Source organism: Paenibacillus sp. ALE3, from assembly GCF_054113405.1.
Window position 1 is genome coordinate 5,060,499 of sequence record NZ_CM134214.1, and the last position, 16,515, is coordinate 5,077,013.

The window sequence follows — 16,515 nt, forward strand, 5'->3', positions numbered from 1 at the left end:
TAAAACTACCTTATACCAAAATATTTTTCTGTCAAGAGAATAGCTGATACAACCTCACTATAATACTTCTGTTCCAAATTAATAACCTTCCCTTCGGAATCGGCAGCATTTCTAAGTCCACTAATCTCTAGACGTATCACATCTTCATATTGCTTGTTTTTCAAAAGTTGTTGCTCATTTTCTCTATATGCTTTAGCTGCAGCTCCAGATCCCCATGATGGAGTGTTCAAATGATCTCTATACATCATTCTTATCGCTGGTGCTGAAGCAGCTTTGAAACCAGTTATCGCTAGAGACTTATCTGAAACAAAGTGGTGTCTTTCTCCTCCTAGTGCTGACATTTTATTATAAGGCCCTGCACTAAATAAGTATCTTTGGTGATCCATTTTACCGATATTATCATAACTGTATACTGCTCCATTTCTAGTAACGTTAACTTTATACTCAAAGTAATCCGAAACAGCCTGTCTACCAGTAAGCCAAGTATGAACGATTCCTGAATTAACCGAGACTTTGCTAAATGGATGTGTAGCAGCTAATCTCCAAGTATCTCTACTTTTGTTATACTTCTTTAGAGTTCCTGAAATTCTATCCAGAGGAGTGCCTCCAACATTTACTACCGTTACGGTAATACCCGCATCAGTATGTATATAGTTTAACAGCCAAACTTTGTCTGGAACACCGATTGACAACTTTCTTTCCACTAAAATATTTTGTATATTTTCTTTAACATATGGTTCTGGCTTTGTTAAACCATATTTCTTGACTATCTCAGCTTCTTCTTCTTCCGTGAACTCGCCTGGTTCTGTATCCTCATTAGAAATCGAACCATAAGTGCTAAAATTCACTCCACTTACTCTTACTTTCGACTGACTTTGAACTGATGATAAGCTAAGTGAATTTAGAATATTTGAGTCTGCTTGATCCTCAGTGTTTAGGTAACTTCCAAACCCATTTTTTAGAATATACTCTTTAACATCTGGATGTTCTTCTAAATTTTCAGTTGAGAAAGATTCCAGACTTGTTTGATTATTTAACTGGGATACTCCACTTGCAGTTGTATTATTCGGTATCAATCCAAAAAAAATCAAAAACAATGTAGATGCTAGAATTAAAATTTTTTTAAAGCTCACCCTAAGTTTCCTCACTTTCAATATTTAAATATTTTTTTCAAAAAATAAATCTGACCTAATTTCTCCTTTCTAGTTTTTAAATTCACTATTGAGGTAATAATAACCAATAACTTAGAAAACTATATACAATAATCTAGTGGTTTGTAAAGGGGATGTCCAAAAAAAATGCCTCCTCGCTATTCGGCATGAGTAAAATAGACTGCGATTTTATATGGAGAGGCGGGCATGATAAGCTGGTTAGCATCGCGAAGTCCCTATGCTTCGCGGCTTTCGCGAGTAGTCATGCCCGCAGAGGCTCCATGTCAAATCGCCTATTAACCTAACCACGCAGTATAGCGAAGAGCCAATATAATTCACTCAAAAAAATAAATATTTGAATATATACTATCTCCCTATAAAGGGAGCAATAATATCATTTTCTACTTCAGAAAAACTTAAATTAGTCTTTTGCACTTCAAACAAAACCGTCTTGCCAAAAAAAGAAAATAGATATTATTACTTTGAAAGGCTTCCTGTTATCAGTGAAGCCTTATTTTCTTTTAGGAGGTTACGTTGTGCGCATCATACAGACCCAGCAAGACATCGACTCACTGCAACACTCTCCGCTTGCCCCCACTTTTTTAAAACACATCCAGGAATACTTCACCCAGCTTCGCAATTCATTCCATGACAAAGATGATCCACGTTTCTCCCTCCAGCCTTCCGGCCCCATCTTCATCCTGGAGGCAGGGGATAACCTACACGATCTTAGCCTCATAGGTTTTAGACGAGAAGACGACGGACTTTTCGGTAGTTGCCCTGAATACGTCGAGTTGTACGACCTCGGCAACATCCAAATTTACAAAATCGCCGTCATGAACACCAATGACTACATCATCACCCTGTTCACACAAGTCGGAATTCACCCAAAGGAGGCCGAACAATGGCTAAAAGAACAAGCAGAAGTTTAAAGGCAAATGAGGACAACATACTGAACAAGCTAAAAGAGGTCATTGAATACAACGGGGATATCCTGAATGATCCTGAATCGTACGGAAATACCTGGATTATGGCGCTGTCAGTTGGTTCGTTCACCCACAATCAAAAACAGTTTCTACCTGCCTGTTTGGAAGAGCATGAAGTGCTCCATCCCGAACAGGCCTTTTTTGTGCGTGTAATCATCAGGACAACCGATCAGAGTGGGACAAACAGATACGTGGACGGTACGAATCTGTTTGTGACGATAGACCAGGATACTGGAATTGTAGATATTGTAAAAGAGGATGAAGTATTGTCAGACAGCCCTATATTTCATGGCGGTGAAATTGCAGATGCCTTACGTTGGGTGAATGAGTTAGCCGATCCTTATTACATCGCGCTAGAAGACCCGTTCCTTACACCGGAGCAACGCATCCTGTTCATGCAGAGTGCAAAAGAAGATGATCCCTTCTCCTTATAAATCAATCTTACCAACCAAAAAACGACAGTACGGGCATGTGAGTGTCCATACTGTCGCTATTTTCATGTAGAAATGGAGCGAAAACCATGTCAACGTTAACCTTCACGGAAAAAGAGAAACGCGCTCTTGCAACGCTCATCCAAGAGCAAATGGATACACATCTCACACGCTTCCCCTACGCCAGATATCCCATGTATCCTTTGGAAGAATGGAAGCGTCTTTTGTGTGATCCAGCTAATGTGACAGCGACGATGTTAAAGCAAATACTTGGTTGGACATTCGGAGGCTGGCAACGGAAAGACCTGCCCTCTGCACAAAGTAGTGTGGTTAGAAACATCATCAAGCTGTGGTCGGAGTTCACAGAAAAGATGCCATCAGAATCCGCTGGCATCCTTCAATTTTGGGAAGAGCGGCTGACAGACTGGACGTATGGATTTCAGGCTGTTTCCTTCCTTTTACACCTCATGCGTCCTGACGAATACGAAAACACGGACTCCCATCGCCTTCAAGCCATGTACGAATTGCTTCAAACGATCAATCACCAGGAAAGCGACCGTAGTTTGTCACGTTCGTTACTCGACCTCGAAGACTACTCCAGCTTCTTCCGCGCCATTTTACCCAAGCTTTCCTTTGGCGAACACAACCGCATACAACTCGACCGCTTTCTAAAAGCCTACGGCAACCGTCATGCTTACAAAAATGTAGACAGCAGCTACACCACCAACGAGCCTCACATCTGGCAATTCTCTTGGAGTGACGTTAAAACAGAACACTATGACCTAGAGAAAATCACTTTGCGCTCCAATGCAGACGTCCTATTTGCTTGCCTACTCTCCTTACTGGAAAAACAGCCTGATGCGGGGCAAAAACTTACCATTGGACAGGTCGTTGAGCTGCTCCCTTTGGGTACTGGAGGCATTTGTAATCCCGCCAGCTTTAAATACGCGCTCATTTCTTTGTTTGGTAAGCAGAAAGGGAGGGATTACTTCATTACGGAGGATTCCTCTCTTCAACAGGCTTTTACAGACCAAGCCAACCAATCGACTCGTGACATGAAGTTTTACACTCATTTTCAGGAAACAAAAATTACTGTTAATAAGAAATATATTAAGGAGCATGATCTTTGATCTAATCATCGTAAAATTACATTGAAAACTACATTATTTATTCTTTTCTTTATCAAATGTATGAAGCATGTCGCGCACAATTCTTTGAATCATTGCAACCTCCTCAAAACTTCTTTCCATGAGTAAAGAACGGTGCATTTCTATAACATGATGCTTCTCTGTATTTCCTTCAATTCCATCTAACGAGCCGAACCTAAAAATTTCGACAGGTTCAACTTCAAGTGCAGAAGTAATTTTATCAATTGATTTCAGCGATATGTTTCGCTCTCCTCGTTCAATGCCGCCAATATAGGAGTCCTGTAATTCGGACAGTTCTGCAAGCTTTGCTTGAGAAAGTCCTCGCTGCTTGCGTAAATTCCTGATCCTTGCTCCAACCAATTTTAACAAATCAGACATCCTATGCACCCCTTATAAAGTAAGGGTAGTTAAAATGAATAAGGTTAAGTAATACTACTAAACTATAAAAATACCTTGTTTAAGGTATTATAAGTACTCTATAATGGATTTATCTTACTTATAGTACTTGAGTAGTAGGCCAAATTGTATGTCATCAGTATCCTGCATAGATGGAAAGTCGCCAAAATCGTCTTCTATTTCATACTGAAAGGGTTGAATTGAATGTTAATGAAGTGGGCTATTGGGGGAGCAGTCCTTGGACTGATTGGATCTATTTCTACGGATACGAGTATCATTTCAGGCATCGTATTCGGTGCAATACTCGGTGTAATCATTAGAAAATGGATTTTTAGGAATATGTGGATGTAGCACTGGTAAGTTTCTTTCAAAGATAGGAAATAAGGCCAGCCCAAAGCTGGCCTTTTGCACAAAACAACGAATAACTAAACTGGACTAATTCATAATAATACAAATCTCATAACTTATATTTATTTTCATTAGCTACGTTAAATCAATATAGAAAGGTGCACCGCACATGCTAACCAAGACAGAACAAACTCCACCCACCCCAAAAAATTTTACTTTTGAATGGAACGGGGGTTTCAGTTATCTTACGTACTTAAAAAAGAAAACAACGGCTACATTCGAGGGCGAAAAGCTGTTGCTCACTAGACAAAACTTCATCTTAGGCGCTTTCCCCTTACAACCATCGACTCAGGACATTCCGCTCACCAACATCAAATTCATGGCTGTGGGCTCCAAAATCAATTGGTTTGACCTGGTTTTTGCTATTTTATTTGTATTCGTAACTCTGATAACCATGAACTTTTTACCCTTACTCTTGACTGCTCTTTTTCTGTGGCGCACCTTTAACACCAACATTCAAATCAGCCAACGTTCAGGAAACAACCTGAACATCCTGACTAGTTCTAAAGGTGATGCAAACTCCTTCGTTCAATTTTTAGCCGATACAATTAATCAAATAAAGCATTCCGACAACACAGAAACGGGACAAAATTCCATCGTTCCCCAATTGCTAAGCAACAAGCCTAAAAAGATATTCAGCATAGTAAGCGCTGGGATTATCGCAATCCTTATTTTACTGCTTGTCATTGCTTCACGCGGAGGCTTTGATAATCCATACGTCACCTGGGTTAAAGATGCTACGGTTCCAGGCGGCACCCATCATACGATGGACGAAGCCCTGAGCAATGACAGGTATTTTAGCAATGTCGTCTGGAAACAGGTCAACAAGGGCGACAACGAAGAAGATGTAAACAAATACGTTATGTACCAAGCCACCTACACCGATCAAGGCGTGAGCATCAACATTCAAACCGTGTTTCAAGTGTTTGCTGAAAATCAATTTACCCCCGTTGCTTACGCTATTGACGGAAATGGACAAGATCTGTCGGACTGGACTTACTTTTTAGTAGAGGTCACTTCCAAACTGGATGGAAGCCCCCCATCCTCTGATAAAGAAACTTGGCAAGAAAGCACCTCTACTTCCTCCACTTCAACGTCCTCTCAGTCGGAACCCCCGACTCAAGACATTACCGAAACCAAGTCACCTGTACAGGAATCCGCTTCTCCTGTGCGGGTAGCTACAACACCTGTGAAGGAAGCACAGACTACAACGCCAGCATCCGATGCCGCCCCAACGGTGAGCTTAAAAGACTTCAAGCACTGGACTCCTCCTGCTGCTGATCTCACCTATCCTGTTCGTTTAGATGGGGATAACATGGACATTGTGCTGGGTTTGGATCATCCCAATGGAGTGAAAGCACAAGTTGTCAATCATGTTTTGGGGCAGGGCTGGAGCATATCCTTGCCTTCCATAGAAGGCAGTAGTCCCTTTGATGAATTTGGAGACTTGTTACCTGGTTACTCCCTGGCTGTCAAAGAACATGATTTTACTCAAGATGGAACGCCTGAAATTGTTTTGGTTGCGAGTGATGGGCAAGCCGACATGTACGTGTGGATACTCACATATAATTTCATGGCTTCGGAGCAGGGAACTAACCCTTTAGAACTGCTGTGGAGTGGCATGGGGCAATCGGATATCTTAATGTCTGGCAACCAGTTCCTACTTCCATACGGTTCGCAGGGACTGTACGAGGAATACAAGTACGCTAATGGAGTTTTTGTTAAAAACTAGCCACGGATCTAGCTACTAATTTAATAGAAGCTAGATGTACAAAAAGACGAGCTGCGAAATCTCGTCTTTTTCTTTACAAGTCATCGTAGCCCTTCTTAACTTTTAGCCTACTTCCATATATACTATTCAAGAGGGGAGAGACTACAACGATGAATCCATCCATTAAAAGGAACAGAAAGAGTCAAGGAAATAATATAGTAAAGATAATCACTAAGGCAGATGTTCTGTACGATGATTTTAACGTTGATCTTTTGGATGACAATACACTTTTGGATGCATTGAACCAAGATCGTAAAGCAGCCGACATAGTCAAACACGTCCTTTCAACAAACGATGTACTGACACACCTGTATCCTAACAGTCTTAAATATCAAGAAGTTTTAAAAATACTTAAACAGGCTGCATATGATATTAGTTGCTTACTAAAAAAGCTAAAAAGAGAACATACGAACAAAAGCAAGGAAGTATCCGAAGAGTATCAAACCGAAATCCTCGAGAACCTCATGGTTCTATCTAAGAAGTATTTAATTCGGTACATTATAAAATATGCCTCACAAAAACAAATTAAGAAACTTGAACGAGTAGCTGAAAGAAAACGAGAACGGATTAAATAGAAGCTTCATTTAAAGCATTGAGGGATAACTACCTCAATGCTTTTTTTAATTCGTCCATTTTTTCGAAATAAACCAATTTATTTTTCTAATCAGGAGCTATTCAACGTAAAACCTCAAAAAAACGAGAAATTTACATAAAAAGCAATGCCCTTGATGGATTTTTGGGAACTTGAATACTCTCAAAAACGCAACAGGGGAGCTTCAATATCCCTATTCATTTTTTTTCAAAAATTCAATCCTACTCAACTACAAAAACCATCCTTTTGTCTTTGATATTCTTATTATGCAAGCAACACAAATTAACTTGAACATGCTTGCAACAAGTTCTTTGATAACAAAATACGCTTAGCCGCTTTATCTTCTCCATGAGATACAGATGCGGTTAAGGTTTAGAAAACAGAGAGGGGAATCCCATCATGAGCAACTCAAATTGTCAGAATGCTACAGATCGTACCGAGGAGCTACGACACTACTTTTACAAATACGCTGACATGGGCTTACCTGTCATACCGCTTTGCCCTCACGATCACGAAGGAATGTCTGAGAGGCATAAAGAAACGTGCAGACATCCTGGAAAAGCCCCTTTGTTCAAGGGATGGCAAGAGGCTGCGCCACCATCCCGAGCCAAGATTGACTGTTGGCTCTCCAAATACCCATCATGTAACATCGGGTTAGTGCTAGGAAGGAACAGTGACATCATCGGCATTGATGTGGACGGAAAACAGGGATTCGGCATTCTGGAACGCTTGTCCCAAGGGAACGTACCTTCCACATGGCAATTCAGTACCCCTGGTGGAGGAATGAGATACTTGTACAAAATCCCGGAAGGATCGTCGTTCACTAGTTGGGTAGAGCGACACCCGACGGAGTCACATTGTGAAGTAAGCGTGTTGGGAAATGGACGTCAGACCGTTCTTCCCCCATCCATTCATATAAACGGAGGGCAATACCAATGGATCATCGAACCCTAAAGGCCAGTGCATTGCTAGCAGAAGCACCCTCTTGGATTTTCCAGCGTCCTACTCGGGTGCCCACCAACAAAAACACGTTTGCATCTGCACAAAACAACGTACAAGGTAACCTGAAAATCTTGCATGATCGTTGCCCTCGTTTTGCCCAAGACTATGCTACCCAGCAACAACATGGCCTGGATGAAGAAACCTGGTTTAAGTGGGTACAGTTACTCCCAGAGAAATTAGCATTAGAGTTTTCGGCGCTTTCGGATAAACACGACACACATAGTCAGAATCGCATTCTTCAATTACAGCAGAACAAGAAGCCACCTACGCGCTGCCGCACGTTTGGCTGTAATGAACAACAAATCGCCACTTGCTTTCAACACCATGTACGTAAAAATGAGGAGGGAATCATCGTGAATAGTCCTGCTAAAATGTTAAGCCAACCCAAAACCAAAAAAAGTACTCGTCCTAATCCCTACATGTCCAAAACGACTGAACTGAAGTCTGTCTACAATAAAGGCCTAAAAGACGTTGGTTTCACCTTAGATAATAACAACAAGCCGACACGCTTAAACCCTAACCTGTTTTCAGAATTCATCCGTCGTCATTACCTCAAAACTATTTTTGTAGCTCCTGAGCAACGCTACTATGTTTACAATTCTGGAGTGTGGCGGGATCAACTTCCCGATGTACTCAAAAAGAATGTACGAAGAATTCTTCACACTTGGGTTCCTTATTTCTGGAGTTCTAAAATCGAAGCGGAGTACATGACTGCCTTGACACGTGATTGCACACGGGAACATCCAATGGACAGCAAGCGCGACTACATTAACCTGGAAAACGGGATGCTTGATCTACGTAACTTCCAGTTGCAGAATCATGATCCTAAGTTCTATTCCAGCGTACAGGTTCCCATCGCGTATGACCCTAAAGCTACATGCCCAAAATTCGAAGCCTTTTTGAATGATATTTTCGATCAGGACCAGGAGCGTATTGACCTCATTGCTGAAATCTTTGGCTACTGCCTGACCACATCCACCAAAGCCGAGCAAGTCTTTCTCTTTTACGGAAAAGGGTCTAACGGAAAGTCTGTACTCATTCATGTGCTAAAAAATTTGGTCGGAGAGCGGAATACCTCAGCCCTTTCGTTAAATGATCTGGAGAAGCCCTTTGCTCGCTCTGAGATGATTAACAAGCTGGTCAACATCACCACCGAGAATGAAGTCGGCAGTAAGGGGATTGAAACAAGCTACCTAAAGGCTATCGCTTCTGGTGATCCTGTTCGTACCGAAGAAAAGTTCAAACAGGGCTACATGCAGGAACTATTTTGTAAGCTCATATTTGCAACCAACAACCTGCCCTACTCCAAGGACAAAAGTTACGGACTCATTCGTAAAATGACCATTCTTCCCTTTGAAAAGACATTTACCGACGAGCAAAAAGATCCGGATTTGAAGGACAAGCTGATGAAGGAAGGTGCTGGTATTTTGAACTTCGCGTTAAAAGGATTGGAACGTTTACGTAAACACTCCTACCGTTTTACAAAGTCAAAAAAGGTACAGCAACTGGCTAACCAGTACAGCCAAATGATTAATCCAATTCAAGTGTTTGTTGAGGATATGATTGAAGCTAATCCTGAGAGTAAACTACTTAACAAGGATCTAAAGGCCGGTTTTGTAAGCTGGTGTCAGCGTGAAGGCCATAATGGTCTGACCAACATCAGTAATCAGCAACTGACGGGTAAAGTGAAAGAAGTTTTGAAGGAACAGGGAGTTGTATTTGAACCGGATAAGTCTGGCGGGGAACGCTTAATCAGGGGCATTTGCCTGAAAATCGCTCCTAAGCCTTCTTGGATGAAGAGCACTCAGGTCCAAGTCGTTGATAGCATTGAAGACCTGGATTAAACGGTAACAAGAGGCGTTGTGGGACAGTCAGGGGCGAGGGTGTGACAGGTACATCGAAGGCACGCCACATCTCAATTCCTTGCCTGGTAAGGGATTTGGAGAAAGCGGGGCGCTTGTGGCTTCTTTTCCCCCCCCTGACAAATTTTTTAATCCATCATCATCTAAAATTAAAAGAGAAGTTTTCCAGAAAACGGGCCACAAACGCCCCGACATCAAAAAAAACCATGCCCTGTAAGGAAAGAAGGCCGTGGCACAGAATTTCACAAACGCCCCTTTCGGGTCACTCCCAGCGCCACCACCTGAACAGTTAATCCGTTTCAACTCCTCTTTCAAACAGACATTATATTTTTGTAGCCCTGACCACAAGACTACATCACAACCTGTTTGAAGGAGGAAAACAATGAAACAAGCTGCTAAACGTGTACAGGTACTGCACTTACACACCATTCGAGATAAGTCCCTACTCTTTGCAGATCGGGTGGTTCACAGGCCCGAGGATACCGTTTGCCTTTTCCGGGAGTTCATCGGGGACTGTGACCGGGAGGCCTTTTGTGTCCTAACCCTGAACACCAAGAACCAGCCCATGGCCTTACAGTTGGTTTCACTGGGTACACTCAGTTCATCCTTGTTACATCCCAGAGAGACATTTAAACTAGCGGTGCTGTCCAACGCTGCGTCCATCATTGCTTGTCATAATCATCCTTCTGGCAAGCCAGATCCTTCTACGGAAGATCTGGACATGACCAAGCGGCTTCAACAAAGCGGTGCTATTTTAGGCATTGAACTGCTGGATCACATCATTTTGGGCGATGACTCGTTTGTCAGCCTTAAGCAAAGGGGGCTCATGTAATGAATCAAGCCATACTCACGTTGATTGTCGCTGCAGCTCAATTGGCATTCGAAATTATCGCCCAATCAAAAAAAAGATAAGTAAGGGGTTTTTGCTCTCATGCCAATGCATTACTCGACTCGTATTTCCAGACGCAAGCTCAAACAATTTTGCACTGATCCCGATACCTCTTCCTGGATTACTGCCGATCAGGTACAGGAAACGACTACTTCATACTACCAACCTGCCGTTGAAATGCTGGATACCATTTTGAAACGAAAACGATAGGCTCACAGTTACGTTCCTGATGATTCCTAAGCGGTAGACTTTTCAGAACGCGAACACATCCACACACTTTAATACTTTAACGCTTTTGTTCGCTATATCAATCTGTGGCCTCTCCTTTTACAGAGGGGCTATATCAGATTCATCACCATCATCATTCGCCTACATTGAAAGGGGTAATTATACCAATGACTATTCAACGCGCCGCAGCTTACGCTCGCTTTTCCAGTGACAACCAACGGGATGAATCCATCGACGCTCAGGTTCGAGCCATTGAAGCCTACTGCAAACAAAAAGGCTTTGAACTCGTTAAAATCTATATCGACCGCGCCAAAAGCGCCACCACAGACAAACGCCCACAGTTCCAGCAAATGATTGTCGATAGTGAAAAAGGCCTTTTTGATGTGCTCATCGTTCATAAGCTGGATCGTTTTAGCCGGGATAAATACGACAGCGCTAAATACAAACGCAAACTGAAATTGAACGGTATTAAACTGTACAGCGTCACCGAAAACCTAGATGGCTCTCCAGAAAGTATCATTATGGAAACTTTGCTGGAAGGTATGGCTGAGTACTATTCCAAAAACTTGGCCCGTGAGGTCATGAAGGGAATGAAAGAAACAGCATACCAATGTAAACATACAGGCGGCTTACCTCCCATCGGCTATGCTGTAGATCCTGTAACAAAAAAGTACATCATTAATGAAGAGGAACGCGGCATCGTCGAAACTGTTTTTTCTATGTTCCTCGCTGGTCACGGGTACAATCAGATCATTCGGGAACTGACGGAGCAAAGTTACAAATCCCGTTACGGTAAACCCGTCAGCAAAGGAACCTTAGGTACCATTCTTCGCAATGAAAAGTATACAGGCACTTACATTTTCAACCTCACCGACAGCAAGGATGCGGCTGGTAAACGAAACGGCAATCGGCATAAAAATAGTGAAGATGTGATTCGTGTCGAAGGTGGTATGCCACAACTTGTAACCAAGGAAGATTTTCAGAAGGCACAGGATAAGATGAATCGAAACAAGCGCCAACCTGGCGCTTACAAGGCAAAAGAAATGTACCTGCTTAGCGGACTCATTGTTTGCGGGGAATGTTTGAAAAACGTAGGTATTCAGTATGCCATGATGGGCAATACCAAATACAGTGGTAGAAGCAAACTGAAATATGTTACCTACCGTTGCGGCAACCGTGACCGAACAAAGGCATGCAAGAATCCCGAATTACGCCGGGAGTACATTGAAGCCTATGTACTAGCCCAACTCCAAGAGAAGATTTTTAACGATGAAGCTATCCCTCTTCTGGCTAAACAGCTTAATGAGTACCAGAAGTCCAAAGAAACTCATGTGAAAGCCGATCAACAACGCCTGAACAAGAGTCTGGAAGGTGTAGAGCGCCAGATCGATAACATTGTAAATGCCGTAGCTGGCGGTCTGAACAATCCTACCATTCTTGAAAAGTTGTCCTCACTGGAACAGCAAAAGATTGAGCTAGAAACGAAACTGCTTGAGGCTCAGCAGGTAAAAGAAAAAGCAGCCATCACAGAGGATGCTCTGCGACAACTGCTTTCTGGCTTTCAGGACCACATCACCAGCCGGAATCTTCCTGAGATCAAGAAGTTCATCGGCAGCTATGTAGAAAAGGTGATCGTCTACAAGGAACACGTAGAAGTCATCTTTAAGCTACAAGTTGTGGATTTGATCGATGGAGGCGAGGGGAGTCGAACCCCTGTCCGAAGATAACGTAACATAAGCTTCTACGGGTGTAGTTACAGACAGATATCACTTCCACTGGAGACTAGTCATACGGGTTTATTCTACACAATTTAGCCGTTGCTTAAGCTTAGTAATCATCAATTTATTATCAACAGCGATAGAGTACTGCAAATGATAATACATAACCGCTTCATCTTCTGGAAGCAATATACCCAAACAATTCAGCATTTGAACCCATCTTAAGTCATTTTTATCTAATGCTTCTGTAAAACTTTCCACCAAATGCTCAACAGGTAGATTTAAGTACTCCTGTTTTTCTTTTAGTTTATTTAAATAATACCGTTGAAACACATTATCTTCTTCCGATAGTTCAATTCCATTGATGAATTCATTTATAAATGTTAATTTTTCATCCATGTTTATATCAGAGAAGGTTGAATATACTTCATCCACCTTTTGATAAAGGGTGGCTAACCATTTTCTGTTTTGAATAATATCTATTGAAGCACTTTCTAAACATATATCATCCAGAAGATCGTTTGAAACAAAAAAACTCTCTGTTTCTCTCCAGATCACCTCAAAATTTCTCTCATCAACCCTTCTTCTCAATAGGTCGGCAACCACCTGCGGCCTAAGGTTATCATAGTATCTTTGTTTCGGTTTATTCAGGATAATATTTTGCATCAATGACCAAGAACTTATGGCATAGTTTTCTTCAAAGTGAACGGGTGTTACATCCCGATTATACTCTTCGTCGGCAATAAAATATTTTGAAACATCTAAAACATAGGGATTATATTTATTTATAACATACTCTTCGAGTTCATAAAGTTGTTTATTATAAATCGCATTTCCAAAATGCAACATCGCAGGAGGAGTATCCTTAACCTCTCCATCTCTCGATATATAATGATTACAACCTCTAGTTCTAACCAGTATTATATTTCCTCCAAATTTCTCAATCATTTTCTCCCAATATAGATCTATATATCCATACCATAACCAACTTGGAATTTCCAAGAAATTAATGGACTGGAATTGTTCCGATTCACTTTTATAGGCTGCCGTATTATAAAATGAATAATCATAAGTAGAGAAAGTCGTATTTTTATATACAGCTACCGGCTGGCAAAGGTCAAAAAAATCAATCACTAGGAAATCAGCACTAGAATTCAGAAGGATTGGAACAGTGTTTTTTTCAATACCGTTTCGTAAACAACGATGAGAATACTCACTATTAAAAAAAAGCAACTCTTCAGATCTTGTAGAAATATTTGCAGGAGGCATCATACTAGATACAATATTATTTCTGCTTAAATAACTATTAACTGATATATTAGTGTCTTTATTAACGTTGAAAATATCTCTGCTTAAGCATGAACCATGCACGTCTACCAATACCATTTAAGAGCCTCCAATGTTTTACATAGATAGTGGTACTACGATGAAAATTATTCATGGTCTGTATAAATGGCTCTATTCCTCCTTAGGAATCAATCTTGTCAATCCCAAAGCTCAACGCTTAATATGATTATCGGCAGCATACACAAGGAAGATTAGACGCATTTTAAATAGCCTGGATGCGAGGCAATGGCATTTCATATTTTCAACAAACCGGCTTTGCATTTCTGCGATGATTGAAATGGCTCAATTGGCGGTTAATAATTGACATTGGCTCACTCGCTAATATATCGAATCGTCCCTCACGTCCGGCGTGATAGGCAAATCACTTTTCGGTATAACTTGAGTGATTCATCATCAAGCTATCTATAAATGCTTGTTTAATAGAGAGCTCCTCAAATCTTATTAGAACTCCAACAACTCCTTCAAGATAGCAGAACTCCTTAACATAAACTCATTTTTAAGGAATGCGGATCTAAGTATTCAATATCCAATCTGTTGACAAGCTAGAAGTCAAATACAATAAGACTGCCAACATTTATTTTACCTCACTTTGGACTATGCGACAGGGAAATTAAAGTAAGCAAAAAAGCGACCCATCAAGGCCGCTTTTCATAATACTACATATGGAGGCGAACCGTGGCACGGCAAATCCACAATTCGACGTCTAATTATGCACAGGTTGTATTGGGAGGTAGCGTAAGCCACCAGTTCTTTTGCTTAAAAGATGTTTTGTTGGTTCACATTTCCCCTAAAAAAGTTGAGTAATAATTAAAAATATGATTAGCTAACCAGGAATCATCGAACAGAAGTGATTCATCCATATCTTTTTCGAATTCTTCCTCCTTGTCCGGATTCAACTCAATGTACACATCCCTACAATCTATATATCTCTCACCAATTGGAGAAGGGAAATCCCGGTGGGAAATAATCGGAGCAGACCCCTTTTGGATTTTCCTTCTTCCTGGCACTTCAATAAATTCAATTTTCTTTACACTACGATATACATTATACATTTCATCTTCTTTATAATATGTAACCCATTGATGAAAGAGAAATACATGATCCTTTTCCGAAAGGGTCTCTGTTATATCGAAAGACGGTAGTGTTTTCCTTTCGGGGTCAAACACTTCATAGTTGTCAACATCATCGGAAGTATTAAAGTTATAAACCTTGTGCTCCACCCCTTCAATAAGATCTCGAAGGACAAGGGTATGATCTGTTTTTCGTATAAATTGATAGGAAAATGGGCGCGAAGGTCCATCTGTATCATATTGAGTCCCCTCGACCTCTTCTCCGCGAATCATAAAATGCCCACCAACAAGACTAGATAAACACATATAGGGAGAAACTCCAAGTTTCATATAAGAACCAGCACCAGCATCTCGCATGCAATCTCCAATTTCCCTTCTTACACTGTCAGCAATACGATAGTAATCCATACCAAAGTTCATGACAGTGTGGCGAGCTGCATTTTCGATTCGAGCTTGAATTCGATACAGATGTCCTCCTGAGCCAATAACAACTCCACTGTATTGAGGAATCTCTTCCCAAATAGCCGCACCACCTGGAGTCAAATCCACTTGAAATATACGATTATTTTTACCCTCGATAATGAATCCTAAAGCACGAGCTCTACTTCTCTCTAGACCAGTATATGCACCAAACCTTAATTCCTCCCTAAACGGACCATCAGGATCGTCTATATTACCTAAAGTAATCTCACTTAATCTATTTTCGACCTTTGGAAGGACAGACTTCCAGAATCCTACATCACCCGAAAGGAAAAGGCCTAACCTTTTATCGTAGTCTATAAACTTCAACATAACATCATATTGCGTCCCATCACCAAGAGTCGTCCTAAAATCTGATACGAAAATAGCAGAGTCGTCAAAACGATACATTGCTATAACTGTCATAAACAATCTCCCTTTTTATCATTTCACTTTTAAACAAGAATAAGATAAGGAGTGAAAATTTGAAATATAGATATATTATCAGCTCACCAGTCCACAATTCGACGTGGTGTGATACTTAGATTGCTTGAGGAAGCGTCCTGACGAGAGCTTTACAAATAAAGTCCATCCCCTTTTTAATCTTACTTTGAATCAAGCTCGTAGCAGGATTTATCTTGGACCCCACAGAAATACAATTGATATAATTAAAATCGAAATGGGGGGACTTCACTTGAATGTTCAAGAGTTAGGGAGAATTCTAAGTGACATGTATAATAAGGCACCTCACGGAAAACAAGTTGCTAAAATACATTTATTCGGTGTTAAGTATGCGGATGTCATACAAAGAAACAATTATAGTGTAAAGGAAATTGTAGCAACTTCTGGTATAAACAATTCATATGCGACCGAAGTTAGTAAAGGAATAAAATTGTCAGAATATGTGGTTCCAAAGGATTAATCATTGGTATGAAAAGCCCCTGTCCAACATTAACCATTGTGGTTTTGATTGGACAAGGGTTCTAACATCTGAACCATGGCACGATAAATCCACAATTCGACGTGTTGTATTATTGAGAATATTTGGGGAAGTAGC

Annotated in this window: 16 protein-coding genes; 12 read left to right on the forward strand and 4 right to left on the reverse strand. The window is 41.0% G+C overall.

What is annotated here, in order from left to right:
* Positions 1 to 5: 5 nt before the first annotated feature.
* Positions 6 to 1,133 carry a hypothetical protein gene (locus ACXHJ2_RS22705; RefSeq protein WP_165084516.1) on the reverse strand — a complete coding sequence of 376 codons (1,128 nt, stop codon included), beginning with the start codon at positions 1,131 to 1,133 and terminating at the stop codon, positions 6 to 8.
* Between the two features lie 554 nt (positions 1,134 to 1,687).
* Between ACXHJ2_RS22705 and ACXHJ2_RS22710 the strand changes: the two genes are divergently transcribed.
* The 3 genes from ACXHJ2_RS22710 (at position 1,688) to ACXHJ2_RS22720 (ending at position 3,698) form a co-directional block, all read left to right on the forward strand.
* Complete coding sequence (locus tag ACXHJ2_RS22710) at positions 1,688 to 2,083, forward strand: hypothetical protein (protein WP_165084514.1); 396 nt, start codon at positions 1,688 to 1,690, stop codon at positions 2,081 to 2,083.
* Positions 2,056 to 2,571, forward strand: coding sequence for a hypothetical protein (locus ACXHJ2_RS22715; protein ID WP_165084512.1), 516 nt, complete (start codon positions 2,056 to 2,058; stop codon positions 2,569 to 2,571). The genes ACXHJ2_RS22710 and ACXHJ2_RS22715 overlap by 28 nt, the downstream gene beginning before the upstream one ends.
* A gap of 86 nt (positions 2,572 to 2,657) precedes the next feature.
* The gene (locus ACXHJ2_RS22720) at positions 2,658 to 3,698 is read left to right on the forward strand and encodes a hypothetical protein (RefSeq protein ID WP_165084510.1); all 1,041 of its coding nucleotides are present in this window, start codon (positions 2,658 to 2,660) and stop codon (positions 3,696 to 3,698) included.
* Positions 3,699 to 3,731: 33 nt separating this feature from the next.
* Here ACXHJ2_RS22720 and ACXHJ2_RS22725 read toward each other — a convergent pair whose 3' ends face one another.
* On the reverse strand, positions 3,732 to 4,094 hold the full coding sequence (locus ACXHJ2_RS22725) for a helix-turn-helix domain-containing protein (RefSeq protein WP_165084508.1): 363 nt from the start codon (positions 4,092 to 4,094) through the stop codon (positions 3,732 to 3,734).
* A 222-nt stretch (positions 4,095 to 4,316) separates the two neighbouring features.
* Here ACXHJ2_RS22725 and ACXHJ2_RS22730 point away from each other — a divergent pair, with 222 nt between their 5' ends.
* The 8 genes from ACXHJ2_RS22730 to ACXHJ2_RS22765 all read left to right on the forward strand — a co-directional run bounded on the left by ACXHJ2_RS22730 (position 4,317) and on the right by ACXHJ2_RS22765 (position 12,591).
* The gene (locus ACXHJ2_RS22730) at positions 4,317 to 4,463 is read left to right on the forward strand and encodes a hypothetical protein (RefSeq protein WP_165084506.1); all 147 of its coding nucleotides are present in this window, start codon (positions 4,317 to 4,319) and stop codon (positions 4,461 to 4,463) included.
* A 166-nt stretch (positions 4,464 to 4,629) separates the two neighbouring features.
* Complete coding sequence (locus tag ACXHJ2_RS22735; protein WP_165084504.1) at positions 4,630 to 6,252, forward strand: hypothetical protein; 1,623 nt, start codon at positions 4,630 to 4,632, stop codon at positions 6,250 to 6,252.
* Between the two features lie 149 nt (positions 6,253 to 6,401).
* Positions 6,402 to 6,866, forward strand: a complete 465-nt coding sequence (locus tag ACXHJ2_RS22740; RefSeq protein ID WP_165084503.1) for a hypothetical protein — start codon at positions 6,402 to 6,404, stop codon at positions 6,864 to 6,866.
* A gap of 416 nt (positions 6,867 to 7,282) precedes the next feature.
* Entirely contained in the window at positions 7,283 to 7,837 is a 555-nt protein-coding gene (locus ACXHJ2_RS22745) for a bifunctional DNA primase/polymerase (RefSeq protein WP_165084501.1), read from the forward strand.
* The gene (locus tag ACXHJ2_RS22750) at positions 7,819 to 9,729 is read left to right on the forward strand and encodes a DNA primase family protein (protein WP_165084499.1); all 1,911 of its coding nucleotides are present in this window, start codon (positions 7,819 to 7,821) and stop codon (positions 9,727 to 9,729) included. The genes ACXHJ2_RS22745 and ACXHJ2_RS22750 overlap by 19 nt, the downstream gene beginning before the upstream one ends.
* Before the next feature lie 400 nt (positions 9,730 to 10,129).
* Positions 10,130 to 10,579 (forward strand): JAB domain-containing protein, encoded by a 450-nt coding sequence (locus ACXHJ2_RS22755; protein WP_165084497.1) that lies wholly within the window; start codon positions 10,130 to 10,132, stop codon positions 10,577 to 10,579.
* A gap of 99 nt (positions 10,580 to 10,678) precedes the next feature.
* Complete coding sequence (locus ACXHJ2_RS22760; protein WP_165084495.1) at positions 10,679 to 10,846, forward strand: hypothetical protein; 168 nt, start codon at positions 10,679 to 10,681, stop codon at positions 10,844 to 10,846.
* Between the two features lie 185 nt (positions 10,847 to 11,031).
* Complete coding sequence (locus ACXHJ2_RS22765) at positions 11,032 to 12,591, forward strand: recombinase family protein (protein ID WP_457874370.1); 1,560 nt, start codon at positions 11,032 to 11,034, stop codon at positions 12,589 to 12,591.
* A 69-nt stretch (positions 12,592 to 12,660) separates the two neighbouring features.
* Here ACXHJ2_RS22765 and ACXHJ2_RS22770 read toward each other — a convergent pair whose 3' ends face one another.
* Both ACXHJ2_RS22770 and ACXHJ2_RS22775 read right to left on the reverse strand, forming a co-directional pair.
* Positions 12,661 to 13,968 (reverse strand): DUF6270 domain-containing protein, encoded by a 1,308-nt coding sequence (locus tag ACXHJ2_RS22770; protein ID WP_165084376.1) that lies wholly within the window; start codon positions 13,966 to 13,968, stop codon positions 12,661 to 12,663.
* A gap of 737 nt (positions 13,969 to 14,705) precedes the next feature.
* Entirely contained in the window at positions 14,706 to 15,884 is a 1,179-nt protein-coding gene (locus ACXHJ2_RS22775; protein ID WP_165084449.1) for a hypothetical protein, read from the reverse strand.
* 268 nt (positions 15,885 to 16,152) lie between these two features.
* Between ACXHJ2_RS22775 and ACXHJ2_RS22780 the strand changes: the two genes are divergently transcribed.
* The gene (locus tag ACXHJ2_RS22780; RefSeq protein ID WP_165084451.1) at positions 16,153 to 16,380 is read left to right on the forward strand and encodes an HTH-like domain-containing protein; all 228 of its coding nucleotides are present in this window, start codon (positions 16,153 to 16,155) and stop codon (positions 16,378 to 16,380) included.
* Positions 16,381 to 16,515 lie beyond the last annotated feature (135 nt).